Source organism: Bradyrhizobium sp. SPXBL-02, assembly GCF_051853065.1.
Classification (GTDB): Bacteria; Pseudomonadota; Alphaproteobacteria; order Rhizobiales; family Xanthobacteraceae; genus Bradyrhizobium.
This window is the reverse complement of record NZ_CP182474.1, coordinates 280,196-292,387: the sequence shown is the minus strand read 5'-3', so window position 1 is coordinate 292,387 and position 12,192 is coordinate 280,196. Positions and strand designations below refer to the sequence as shown.

The 12,192-nt window shown below is 64.0% G+C and carries 9 protein-coding genes; 2 read left to right on the top strand and 7 right to left on the bottom strand.

What is annotated here, in order from left to right; all coding sequences use genetic code 11:
- Positions 1-176 precede the first annotated feature (176 nt).
- The 3 genes from ACNJYD_RS01370 to ACNJYD_RS01360 are packed head-to-tail and all read right to left on the bottom strand — an operon-like array spanning position 177 to position 3,741.
- Entirely contained in the window at positions 177-1,715 is a 1,539-nt protein-coding gene (locus ACNJYD_RS01370; protein WP_439365128.1) for an AMP-binding protein, read from the bottom strand.
- A 57-nt stretch (positions 1,716-1,772) separates the two neighbouring features.
- Complete coding sequence (locus tag ACNJYD_RS01365) at positions 1,773-2,903, bottom strand: DUF5938 domain-containing protein (protein WP_439365127.1); 1,131 nt, start codon at positions 2,901-2,903, stop codon at positions 1,773-1,775.
- A 34-nt stretch (positions 2,904-2,937) separates the two neighbouring features.
- A complete protein-coding gene (locus tag ACNJYD_RS01360) occupies positions 2,938-3,741 on the bottom strand; it encodes an SDR family NAD(P)-dependent oxidoreductase (protein ID WP_439365126.1) in 804 nt (267 codons plus the stop codon).
- A gap of 316 nt (positions 3,742-4,057) precedes the next feature.
- On the opposite strand from ACNJYD_RS01360, the gene ACNJYD_RS01355 reads away from it, so the two are divergent.
- Entirely contained in the window at positions 4,058-4,693 is a 636-nt protein-coding gene (locus ACNJYD_RS01355) for a TetR/AcrR family transcriptional regulator (protein WP_172788617.1), read from the top strand.
- A gap of 96 nt (positions 4,694-4,789) precedes the next feature.
- Entirely contained in the window at positions 4,790-5,416 is a 627-nt protein-coding gene (locus ACNJYD_RS01350; protein ID WP_439365125.1) for a GNAT family N-acetyltransferase, read from the top strand.
- A 38-nt stretch (positions 5,417-5,454) separates the two neighbouring features.
- On the opposite strand, the gene ACNJYD_RS01345 is transcribed toward ACNJYD_RS01350, so the two are convergent.
- The 4 genes from ACNJYD_RS01345 to ACNJYD_RS01330 all read right to left on the bottom strand — a co-directional run bounded on the left by ACNJYD_RS01345 (position 5,455) and on the right by ACNJYD_RS01330 (position 12,085).
- Positions 5,455-6,294 (bottom strand): outer membrane protein, encoded by an 840-nt coding sequence (locus ACNJYD_RS01345; RefSeq protein WP_439365124.1) that lies wholly within the window; start codon positions 6,292-6,294, stop codon positions 5,455-5,457.
- A 226-nt stretch (positions 6,295-6,520) separates the two neighbouring features.
- Complete coding sequence (locus tag ACNJYD_RS01340; RefSeq protein ID WP_439365123.1) at positions 6,521-7,540, bottom strand: glycoside hydrolase family 5 protein; 1,020 nt, start codon at positions 7,538-7,540, stop codon at positions 6,521-6,523.
- A gap of 13 nt (positions 7,541-7,553) precedes the next feature.
- Positions 7,554-8,873 (bottom strand): O-antigen ligase family protein, encoded by a 1,320-nt coding sequence (locus ACNJYD_RS01335; protein WP_439365122.1) that lies wholly within the window; start codon positions 8,871-8,873, stop codon positions 7,554-7,556.
- On the bottom strand, positions 8,873-12,085 hold the full coding sequence (locus tag ACNJYD_RS01330) for an autotransporter outer membrane beta-barrel domain-containing protein (RefSeq protein WP_439365121.1): 3,213 nt from the start codon (positions 12,083-12,085) through the stop codon (positions 8,873-8,875). Before ACNJYD_RS01330 ends, ACNJYD_RS01335 begins: the two co-directional genes overlap by 1 nt.
- Between the last annotated feature and the right edge of the window lie 107 nt (positions 12,086-12,192).

Sequence of the window (12,192 nt, the reverse complement as noted above, 5' to 3'; positions counted from 1 at the left end):
GCGGGAGAGGTCGGCGCGTCCGGGCGATGCGAAGCATCGTCCCGCGCGCCGGGTGAGGGCTTCCTCCTCTTGGGGATTGTCCCATTGCGGAAGCACCCTCTCCCCAACCCTCTCCCGCAAGCGGGAGAGGGAGCGCACCTTCGTCGTTGGGCGATCAAGCCTCAATTCATCACGCTCTAACCGCCGGAGCGACCTGCCAGCCGCGCTCGGATATCCGGCTTCAGCACCTTGCCGACCTTGGAGCGCGGCAGATCGTGCCAGACTTCGATCTGCTTCGGTGTCTTGACGCTGCCGATCCGCTGCTTGACGAAGGCCGCCAGCGCCGTCGCATCGACGCTCTGGCCGGCACGGGGCTGCACCACGGCGACGATCCGCTCACCCCATTTGTCGTCCGGAAGCCCGATCACGGCGCAATCCTGGACCGCCTCATGCGCCCGCAGCGCGTTCTCGACCTCGATCGAGCAGACGTTGAACCCGCCGGTGATGATCATGTCCTTGGCGCGGTCGACGATATAGAGGTAACCCTCGTCGTCGACGTAGCCGATGTCGCCAGTGTGGTGCCAGCCATGCGCGGAGGCCTCCGCCGTGGCCTCGGGGTTTTTGTAGTAGCCTTGCATCACCAGCGAGCCGCGGACCACGATCTCGCCGCGTGAACCGGTCGGCAGCAAGTTGCCGTCGCCATCCATGATGCCGGCCTGCACCAACGGGCTGATTCGCCCCGCCGAGGCGAGGCGCTCCATCGCGATCGTGCCATCAGCATTGTAATGCTCGCCAGGTGCCATCATCGAAATCATCATCGGCGCTTCCGTCTGACCGAACAGCTGCGCCATCGGCCCGATGCGCCGGAGCGCCTCTGCAAGCCGTGCGGCCGAGATCGGTGCCGCGCCGTACCAGAAGCATTGCAGAGACCCGAGCTTCGCGGAGTCGAGCCTGGGATGATCGAGCAGCATGTAGATCAATGTCGGCGGCAGGAAGGTGTGCGTGACATGGTAGCGCTCGATCAAATCGAGGAATTCGGCGATGTCGGGGTGATGCATGATCACGATGCGACCGCCGAGCGCCATGATCGGAAAACACAGCACGCCGGCCGCATGGGTCAACGGCGCGAGCGCGAGATAGACCGGACGACCCCTGAAGGGATAGCCCATCAGCGTCAGTGCCGTCATGGCCTCGATGTTGCGGCCCGACAGCATGACTCCCTTCGGCTTTCCGGTGGTGCCGCCCGTGCCGGGAATCATCGCGAGATCGTCGACCGTCTCGCGTTGATATGGGTCGGTGGGGAGGCCAGCGAGCCAGCCGTCGAACGAGGGCGCGAAGGGCAACTCGGCATCGAGGCAGACGAGGGCGCGCAGCTTCGGCAGCTCTGCACGCACCGCCTCGACCATCGGCGCGAAGCTCGAATGAAACAGCAGCAGGCTGCAGTCGAATTGGTCGAGGATGAGCCGGTTTTCGGCCGCCTCGTTGCGCGGATTGATGGGGCACCAAACCGAGCCCGCGCGGGAGATGCCAAACACGCATGCGAACGCGACCGGATCGTTGCCGGACAGGATTGCGACCTTCTCGCCAGCAGCAATACCCGATCGCGCGAGCCCGCGCGCGACGCGGTAGCTCAGCAACTGCACCTCGCGATAGCTGAGATCGCGCCCGTCCATGGTCAGGCACGGCGCATCGGCGCCGAGCGAGGCACCTTTGTCGAGGTAATCGATAAAGCGCATGATCAATCCCCGAAACGGCTGGCGGGTGGCGCGCGACCGCGCCACCCGCGATCCTGCTCAGTCGTGCACGGTGAGGATCGGTCTGCTGACCAGCCCGAAGCTCCGCAGCTGGCCGAGGAGCTCGTGGTGACCGAACGCCTGGCAGCCCGAGGCGAAGCCCACGCGCTTGGGCGGCTGCTGCAGCAGGTGCGCCGCGGCATAGGCCTGCAGCAAGCCGGTCTGCTTGTAATTGCTGTTGCCGTTGATGACGCAGTGCGCGCGCCCCAACGGGCCGGAGGCATGCACCGAATCCAGCGACTTGTTGACGCGCGGGTTCTCCCGCGGCGGCATGGTGTTCATCACGCCGGCGGCAGTCTGCGCCAACGCGGCATAGCGGTCGTCGGGGCTCATGTCCTTGGTCGCATCCAGCGCGGCGGCGACGATCTGCGGCACGCCCAGCATCAGCGCGCGGTTGAACACGCCGCCCAGCACCTTCACGTTGGCAACGCGCGGATCGCGCTTGAACCACACCGGGTGCGAGGTGCCGCCCCAGGGCAGCGCCAGCGCCAGCTCATGCTGGCCGGGGATGGCGAGGTTGTAGAGACCGGCGTCGGGCTGATGCTCGACATACTTGTTCTGTTCCAAATAGTAGGCTTTTGCCATCGCGGCGTTGACCAGGATGGTCTGGGTCGAGGCGATGGTCGGGCTGCCGCCCCAGAACACGGCGATATCCAGCGTGTCGAGGCCGGGCGTCTCCAGGCACAGCTGCGCGGCGATCTCGCCGGTGGTGTACATCTGCGCGATGCCCGGCGCGAGCAGCAGGCCGGCATTGGCGAACTTGGTGCCCCACTCCTGCTCGAGCGTGATCAACCAGTCCTGCTCGCCTGTCGTGTCGGTGTAGTGGCATCGGGAAGCCCAACACGCCTGCACCACCTCGCCTCCGAACCTGGCGAAGGGACCCACGGTGTTGAGCACCACCGAGGCGCCGTTGAACAACTCGGTCAGTGCGCTCACGGTGTGCGGCACTTCCACCACCTCGTAGTCGGCGGTCTCGATGCCGGCCACGTTCGCCTTCATTGCGGCGTTGAGCTTCTCCGCGCTGCGGCCGGCGGCGATGAACGGGATGTTGTACTCACGCAGATATTCGCAGACCAGGCGGCCGGTGTAGCCGGACGCGCCATAGACGATGACGGGCTTCTTCGCGCTCATTGCGTTCCTCCGAAATGTTTGTTGTCAGGTTCTGCTACATGCCCATGCCGCCATCGACCGGCAGTCCGATGCCGGTGATGAAGCGCGCCTCGTTCGAGCACAGGAACACCGCAGCATTGGCGATGTCGCCGACCTCCGCGAGCTTGCCGAGAGGCGTCTGCTCCACCACCGAGCCGACCGCGGCGTTGACGTCGGGCGCGAGACCGATCTTCACGATGTCGTTGGCCAGCTGCAGGCCCATGTCGGTCGGGATCAAGCCGGGATAGATGCAGTTGACGCGCACGCCATAACCGAGCTTACCGGCTTCCATCGCAGCGACCCGTGTCATGCGATCGACCGCAGATTTGGTGCCGGAATAGACCGCGATGCTCGGGAAGGCGATCGTCGCCGCGACGGAAGCGATGTTGACGACCGCGCCGCCTTTGCCCGCCGCTCCGCCCGGCCGCATCGCGCGGAAGGCGTGCTTCATGCCGAGCACGGTGCCGACGATGTTGACGTCGCACATCCGCCGCGCATCCTCGGCTCTGATCTCGCTGACCAGCGACGTGATCTCGATGCCGGCATTGTTGATGAGGATGTCGTAGCCGCCGAGGGTGGCATTCGTCGCAGCAGTCGCTTTCTCCCACTGCGCATCGTCGGTGACATCGAGATGCACGAAGCCGGTCTTCACACCGAGCCTGGCGATCTGACCGGCGCTGTCCTTGCCGACGTCATCGAGAATGTCGCCGATCATGACCGCCGCACCGGAGCGTGCCAGTGCCTCTGCAATGGCGGCTCCTATCCCGCGGGCTCCGCCGGTGACCAGGGCTTTGCGGCCATCAAGACTCTTCTCACTCATCGCACGTCCTCCCTTTGCTTGGACTGATCTGTTGAATTGATCTGTTCGCTGATGATCGTGCGTGCTGCGGCTGGCAGCACGGTGCCGGCGCGGTTACGCAACGGCATGCGAGTCCGTTCCGGCGGCGCAGCGCCGGTGGGTGCATTTCCTCCATTTGCTGGCGTCTTGACGACTGTCCAAATTTCTTAGCGCGCACACTCCTCCCGGGACTTGACAGTTGTCAAGGTAAAAATTTGACAGTTGTCAAAGAGGATGGTCTGTAGACGATGACCGACGATATGATCGTGGTGACCAAGAGACGGGAGACAGCGCGACGATGGCGCGGCAAGCGACAGGGGCGGCGAAGCGAGAGGCCGTGGCGGAGATCGTGCGGGACGACAAGTTCAACGCGCGGCGCATCGAGCTCGCCGAGGCCGCGCTCGAGACGCTTGGAGAGCTTGGCTTCGCCCGGACCAGCCTGCGCGAGATCGCGCAGAACTCGGCGTTCACGCACGGCGTGTTTCACTATTATTTCAGCGACAAGCTCGACCTGATCTGCTGCTGCGTTCGCCACTACAAGGCGAAGTGCGTGACGCGCTATGACGAGGTCGTCGCGACCGCAACGAGCCGCGACGAATTGACGGAGGGCTTCCTCGCCAAGCTCGCAGCAACGCTGCAGAACGAAGCCCGCATGCACCGGCTTTGGTACGATTTGCGCTCGCAGGCGATGTTCGAGGCGGCGTTTCGCAAGGATGTGCTCGAGATCGACAAGAGCCTGGAAGCGATGATCTGGCGCATTGCCTCTCGCTATGCCGAGTTCGGCGGCAAGCGGCCGGCGTCGTCGCCAGGCGCGCTCTATGCGCTGTTCGACGGTCTATTCCAGAGTGCGCTGCTCAAGCACCTCGCGGGTGACAAGACGGCGGTTCCCGAACTGCTCGACGAAGTCCGGCGCCTGCTGCCGACGGTCTGCTGAAGCGCACGAGCGGCGCCCGAGAAGGCGTCGCCGCTCGAGACCTGCACGTTGAGCCATCCAAATTGATCGTCCGACTCGAAACTGCTTAGATGCGGCATGCCGCCGAAAGTGGAGCGTCTCGCCAAGCAGCAATTGTGGTTTCCGGCCGGGCGCTATTTCCTGCGCACCATCAAGCGCGATGACGCCTCGCAGCGCTGGGCGGACTGGTTGTCCGACCCCTGGACGGTGCATGTCCTCAACACGTCACCGCGCGCGATGACCAAGGCTGATATCGCCGACTACATCAAATCCTTCGATCAGCGCGAACGGCTGCTGCTCGGGATATTCGAGCGCGGCAGCCGCATGCATGTCGGCTTCATTCGCCTCGACATCAACGCAGCGGCGAGCGAGGCGCTCGTCAGCGCCGTCATCGGCAAGAAGGAGCACCGTAACGGCGGAGCAACGGTGAACACCTTCATTCCGCTGCTCAGATTCGTGTTCGACGATCTCAAGTTGAGCCGCATCCGCGCGTTCGTGCTGGAGCGCAACCAGACGACCATTCAATATCTGTCGAAGCTCGGATGGACGCTCGAGCCAGAACCCGACAATCCCGTGCGATCGCACACGGATGGATCGCTTCTGGTGTTGCGTCGGATGAGCTGGGACAGGCCAGGTTTCCAGGCCTGGTTGAAGAGCCCGATCGGGCAGCGGATCGTGAATCGCATGGAAGCGGCGCGAGGTTAGAGTCCCCGGCCGCTCCCTTTGTCTGCTTACGCGATCAATCAGTACTTCGCGACGACGGGTGATCCGCCGAACCGATAGTTGATGCCTACCTTCACGATATCGATGTCCTGACGAATATCGATCAACGCGGTGGTGGCGGCGACTGGATTGGCGAACCCCACGCGCTTGCTGTCGAAGCCGTAGTGAGTGTACTCGATCAAGGCCGACCAGTTCGGGGCGAAGGCCCACTCGACACCGGCACCTGCCACCCAGCCGACACGATCGGTGCTGGCGCTTGAATTACAGGGCTCAAAAACGAGGAATCCCACACCGGGACAAACGAAGCCGCCAATCGTCGTGAAATTGTTCAGATTGTACCGGTCATGCGCAAACCCGACGCCGCCCTTGCCATAAACGAGGAAGCGATCCCATGTGTAGCCGATCCGACCCGTGACGCTGGCGACCCAGTCGGTGCGGCTCGATAGAGTGGCGGGCGCGCCGGTCTTTCCGGCGAAGAAGGGATCGTTGGCGGTGCCGTGAAGATCGGTGGCCGTGAAATCGCCGGCAATCCCGAGCACCCAGTTGCTGGCAAATTGGTAATCGCAACCTACCTGTACGCCTCCTACAATTCCGACGTCTCCGTTCACCCCAATGCGATCACCAGGGACATTGCCTATGGTCATTGCCGGCGCGATGAGCGCCCCCGTTCCGATGCCGGGATCCGTGAAGCCCGTTCGGCTCGCACCGCCGCCGACATGACCCCCGACATAGCAGCCGGTCCAACTGAAAGGCACGGCCGCCGCAACCGGCGCTTTCGTGTAGGGACGAGCTCCCAGATCGGCACCTTGAGCAGAGCCTGCGACAATCAGAGCCGACGTCGCCAGCAGCAGTCGTTCCATTCGTCACCCCCAAAGCAATCAGCGATAGAAATCTCCAGCCAAGGTACATCGGCCGGCCTCCGCGCGCTGTATTCGGGCAGCAACACTCCGATACATTTGGTAATTGGGTATTGGTCAAAAGTGAACGCAAGGCGCCGCCTCTCGGCGTCTTAAGCCGGAAAACGGCGCGTAAGGCGGAGCACGATCGCATCGCGCGGTCGAGTTCAGGTCACGTAACATTCGCGTTTCAGCGTGCGTTTGGAATCAGCGCCCGGATGATCTCCGGCTTCCAGGTTTGGCGCGCGCTGTCGAAGGCCGCGAAATCGTGGTCGAACTGCCAATAGGCCCAGGCCCAGCCGAGCCGCTCCGCACTTCGCGCCATGAACGACAGATATCGCGTTCGGGCTTCGGCGGGAGCGGCCTCGTACACGCCGAATTCGCCGAGATAGACCGGGCGCTTTTCCCGTTCGGACCAGGATTTGACCTTCTCGAAATCGGCGCGCGCCTTCTGCTCGTCCTCCGGCGTGCCCCAATCGAGCGGGCCGATCCGCGAGAACGTCGGCGACCACGGTGCGCCCTGATGGGTGAAACGGAGCGGCGCGTAATAGTGAAACGTGACGATGAGGTTTCGGTCGTCTGACGGCAGGACGAGGTCCTCGACGGGCATCTCGTCGACGTTGAGGACCGCAGCGATCACCAACCGCCGGGGGTTGGTGGCGCGGATGATGCCGAGACACTCGTTCAGAAGGGCGTTCCAGGCGGCGGACGTCATCTGCCCGCCCGGCTCATTGAGCACCTCGAAGACAAGCCTCGGATATTTCCCGGCATAACGCGCGGCGATCTGCGTCCAGAATGCTTTCAGCTTCTCGGCGCAGCCGGAGACGTCGCGCTGACAGACATGGGTATCGTGCTCGTCCAGGATGGGGATGAGATTCCGGGCGAGCACCTCCTCGATGACGGCATCGAGCCGCCTCAAGACCACTTCGTCCAGCGCATTCTCCGGGTTCATGAACTTGAAGCCGAAGAAATTGATCCGAACGTGCGAGAACCCGGCGCGCCTGATCGCAGTGAGATTGTCCAGACGAAATGGCGCGTTCCGGCCTCCCTCCCAGATGCCGTCGTAGCCAAGGATGTTGATGCCGCGTCCCAATTTTAGGGGAGCGGATTTGGCCTGCCCGGCTGCCTCTGCCGGGGAGCAGATCGCAAGCACCGATAGCGCCAAGGCGAGACCGAAAGCTGCCGCCCAGCGGGCGCAGATGGCGTTCATCCTGCCTGCTCCATCATTGCTGCAAGCCTTGCTGCGGCACCGGCCGACAGACTGCGAAGAAGAATGCAACGAGCAGCACCGAGGTGAACATCGTGGAGCGAAGGAACATCGTCTCGGTGAAATTCGATTGAAAGCTGAGGACGACGAATCCGATCACGAGAGCGCAGTGGCGACGATCGATCGACCGGGTGGCGATCAAGTACAGGACCTTTTCCGAGAACAGATAGACGCTCGCGACGAACAGCACGTATCCCAGGAAACCCGTCTCCATCGCCACCGCAATGTAGCCGCTATGGTAATTGTCGAGCACCCAGCCGTGGTTCTGGTTGAAATAGTCGTAAATCGCAGGGCGCGTCCAGAATCCGTTGATGCCGAAGCCCAGCAGCGGCGCGTCGTTGAAATGGCTGATGGCGTACTGCCAGATGAACGTCCGCTCGGTCAAGTTGATGGTCGATTCGCCGAGATGGATGGAATCGTACCCGGTGACGTAGAAATACAGGATCAGGAGTGCAGCCAGGATGCACATGATGACCGGCAGCACCGCGTAGATCCTCATGCAGCGGATCGACCACATCGAGGTCACGAGCAGTGCGCCCGCGGCAATCGCGACGGCGCCGGCACCACGGGATTCCGAGGCGATGACGCATGTCGATGCCAGGAGAAACGTCAGGAGGAAGACGATCCAGCCCTGGCCCGTCATCTTCTGATAGAAGGCAAAGAACATCAGATAGGCGCTGATGAAGCCGAGCGTCTGCTTCGATTCGTAGATTCCCTGCCACTGGCCGCTGTGCATCCAGCTCTGATCGACGCCGATCTCGGGCACGAAGACCGCACACAGGGCCGAGGCGGCGACCAAGATGAAGAGCCCCAGCGCCGTCGCTCCGACGATCTCGTCGATGTCGATCCGCGTGATGAGGCAGTACGCACCGAAGGTCGTCACCACGAGGGCCGCGCTCTTCATGATCGCCGCAGTGGCGAGGCCGCTCCAGAGCACGGAAACAGCGGCGAGAGCATAGAATGCGACCAGCGCGATGAAATCGGGATTGGGCTGCACGCGCAGGCAGGGACGCACGAAGGCACTGGCGTAGATCAAGATGACCCACATCAGGAGCGCAACGACCTGTTGCACAAAGCTCCATTCTGCGGGAAGCAGCGCGGGGTGGAGGACACCCATCGACGCGATCACATTGACCGTGATCGAGCAGCGCATCACGTTTCCGGCCAGCTTTTCCACGCCGACGCTGGGCGCTTGCCAGATCGCGCTTTCGTCCTCCTGGGAATCGTCGGTGTGCAGGCTGGTCACGAGCTGACCGCTCTCACCGGCCCCGGGCATCACCACGCATATCGTACGACGCCCTTGCCGGCGTAGCTGCGCGTGACGTTCGAGAACTCACCTTCAAACGTTGCAGCCGCGGACCAACCGTTCAGCCATGCCTTCTCCGCCGACGCGCTGACGAGCACGGCATCGGCGGCCTGTGCGGCGCCATTGACCACGAAGCTCGAGCCGGGCAGCGCCTGGAAGGTTGCTCCGATCGAGCGATCAGGGTTGAAATCATGCGCCCAGGCAAGACGGCCGCGCAGCGTGGCAATGCCGTCGGCCATGCCGAAGGACTTGTCCGTGCGCAGGCCGAGTTCGCTGCGGCTGGCGGTGACAATCTTCGAAGCGTAGCTGAGCGCAAAGGTGTCATTGCCGGTGATCGCCCGCTCCGTATAGGCCGGCAGGTCGAACGCCGTGAACTGGGCCGCGGCATAAGGCGTGATGCCGACGCCGCCGATCCAGGGCGCGACGAAGCGATATCCACCTTCGAGCCGGCCGGAATAGGCGTTGGCCTTGAAGCGCGCCTGGAGATGGTCGGCACCGGCGATGATGACCGTGCGATCGGTAGTAATGTCCTGCCAGCCATAGGCGAGCGCGCCCGTGACATAGGCCGCGCCTGCATTGTGCCGCACGAACGCGCCGGCCTGGAACAGGTCGGAGCGGCCGGTGCCGCCATTGGCCACCGAGAAGCTGGTGCCCCCGCCGGCGAGCGCGAAGCCCGCAACGGTATGCGGCGAGAGCCAGTAGTCGGCGCCGGCGACTGCGCCGGCGATGCGGCTGGTTGCATTATTCGAGCCGATTTGCGCGTTGCCGTCGGTGGTCTGCGAGCCACCAAAGCCTGCGGCCCATGCGCTCCAGCGGGATTCGAAGGTCTGCGCGGGCGGCGCCTTGCGGGAGATCGCCGCGTAGGCGTCACGCTCGGCACCGCTGCGCTTGCGGCCACCGGCTGACGCCGGCGCATCGCCAGCGTATCCCGTCACACCGGCTGACGCGTGAGGATCGCCGCGCCCGGCCAGGAACGGGTCGGTCAGCGTGCCCATGAACTGGCTCATGGCGTTGAAAGTCGTCTGCTGCGAGCCGGTCGCAGTCTCGCCCGAGGCCTGCGTCAGGGCGTTCATCAGCGGCGCACCGGCCATTGCGAACAGGGCATTGAAGCCCGCCGGCAGCGCCGCGCCTGTTATCAATGGCGCGTCGATCCCCGCCGCAACGTTCCGCACATTGACGCTGGCATTGCTGGGGAGCGAATACGACAGCAGGCCGGGATCGAGCGTCAGCAGCACGTCGTTGCCGACATAGCTCAGCCGGGCGTTGCGCGCGAAGCTGTTTGCGGTCAGGAAATCCACCCCCGTGAAGGTGCCGCTCACGTTGCCTGCGCTCGCGATCGTGTAGGTCGTCGTCGTCGTAAGGCGCGCCAGCGGATCCGCCACCACCTTGCCGCCGAGGCCGGCCGTGCCGGTGACGTTGAGCCGGTCGGCGCTGTGACCGGCGGCGTCCACGTCCACCATGAACCTGCCGCTCGCGCCCTGAACGAAATCGCCGGTCAGCGTCGTGGTGCCGACCGCGCCGACCCCAAGCGGAGCCAGCATGCCGCCGTTGCTCAGCAGATTGCCGGCGCCGAGATCCACCATCGCGCCGCTGTTGAACACGCTGCCGGACAGGTTGTTGAAGGCGTTGCTGCCGCCGCCGAGCACGACATTGCCGCTGACGATACCGGAATTGTTCACGGTGTCGTTGCCAGTGCTCGCCAGAACTGCATCGAGACCGCCCATGATTCTGGCCGTCGCATCGATGCTCACGGTATTGGTTGCGCCGCCGTCCAGCCGGATGCCCGCGAGCGCGCCCGACACGACGCCGCCGCTGGCCGTGACCTCGAGATTGCCTCCCCCGCTCGCATAGATGGCGTTGCCCGACCCGGACGAAACCGTGCCGGTGCTGTTCACGGTGACATTGCCGGGCGCGTAAGCGCGGATGCCGTCGGCAAATGCGCTGATGGTCCCGCGGCTGGTGACGGAGGTCACTCCAGCAACCGTTTCGGCGTGAATTCCTTCGCCTGCGGAGGAGACGATGTCGCCGGCACTGTCCACAGTCGTAAAGTATCCGAACAGGTTCGTCATGCCCGCAAAGATACCGTAGGTGGACCCGCTTACGTTTCCACGGCTGGTGATTCCCACGGCCTGCTGCCCGATGATGTACATCCCGGCGCCGTTGCTCACGGCGATGTTGCCGATGCTGTTCACGCCGACGCCGCCGCCGGTCGCCGCGATGCCGGTGTCATGGGCGACGAGATCGCCGCGGCTGGTGATGCTGACGCTGTCCGCCGCCGCGACGAAGATGGCGTTGCGTCCAGCCGAGATATTGCCGTTCTGCGTGACCGTCGCAGAACCGCTCGAGGTACTCACAAAGATGCCGTCGAGAGTGGCGGCGACGTTACCGCGTTGCGAAACCGCGATGTGGCCGAAGATGGAGAACGCAAGGATGCCTGCGGTAGCTGCGATGTTTCCCGTGCTGTTGACGGTAACGTCAAAGTCGGCGGTTGCCTCGATGCCCCCAAGGGCCGCGTTGATGTTGCCGACGGTAGTGACGTTTACGGTGTTGGAGAGGGTCAGCGCGGAAACCCCATAGGTCGTCCTCGACGTTATGTCGCCAGTGTGCGCAATGACGACGGGGCCGTTGGACAAAGCGGTCTGTACCCACGCATGAATGCCGTCACTATACGCGTCGATCGTGCCGCTACTGGTGATGCTGATGTCGGTGATACCGCCGGCGAACCCACCGACCGTCGTGAAGTAGATGCCGGCGCCGCCGGCCGAGCTGATGTTGCCGGCGTGATTGATGGTCACGCTGCCGTTGACTGTGCCGGTAATTGCGTCGGTGATTCCGGTCGCGTGGATGGCATACGGCCCGAGGTCGCTGTTGATGGTGACGTTGCCGTTGCCCTTGTTGAAGGAAATCGCGGCGACGCCGGAGCCCGGCGCGATGTCGGTCGTCAGCGCATTGACGTTGAGCGTGCCGACCACGCCTGGGTTGAAATCGGCCGCACCGATCCCGGCCGATTGATCGCCGCTACAGGTGGCGGTGTCGCCGACAACCGTGCAGCTGCCCGGTCCGGCCAGCGCCGGCCCCGGCTGCGTCAGCCACAATGCACCGCTTGCCACCGTGCCGAGGAGCGCCATCCGCAAGCGCCGGCGCCCATGGAGCCGTTCTTCCGCCGCCGCGCCGATGCGCAACGGCGCCCTTCCATTCCGCATCACGTCCACTCAGTCCAAATGGTCTCGAGCGACTCTTAGCGGACCTTGACGCCGGCCAATGTGCCGTGCGTCTCAGGCGGGAAGAT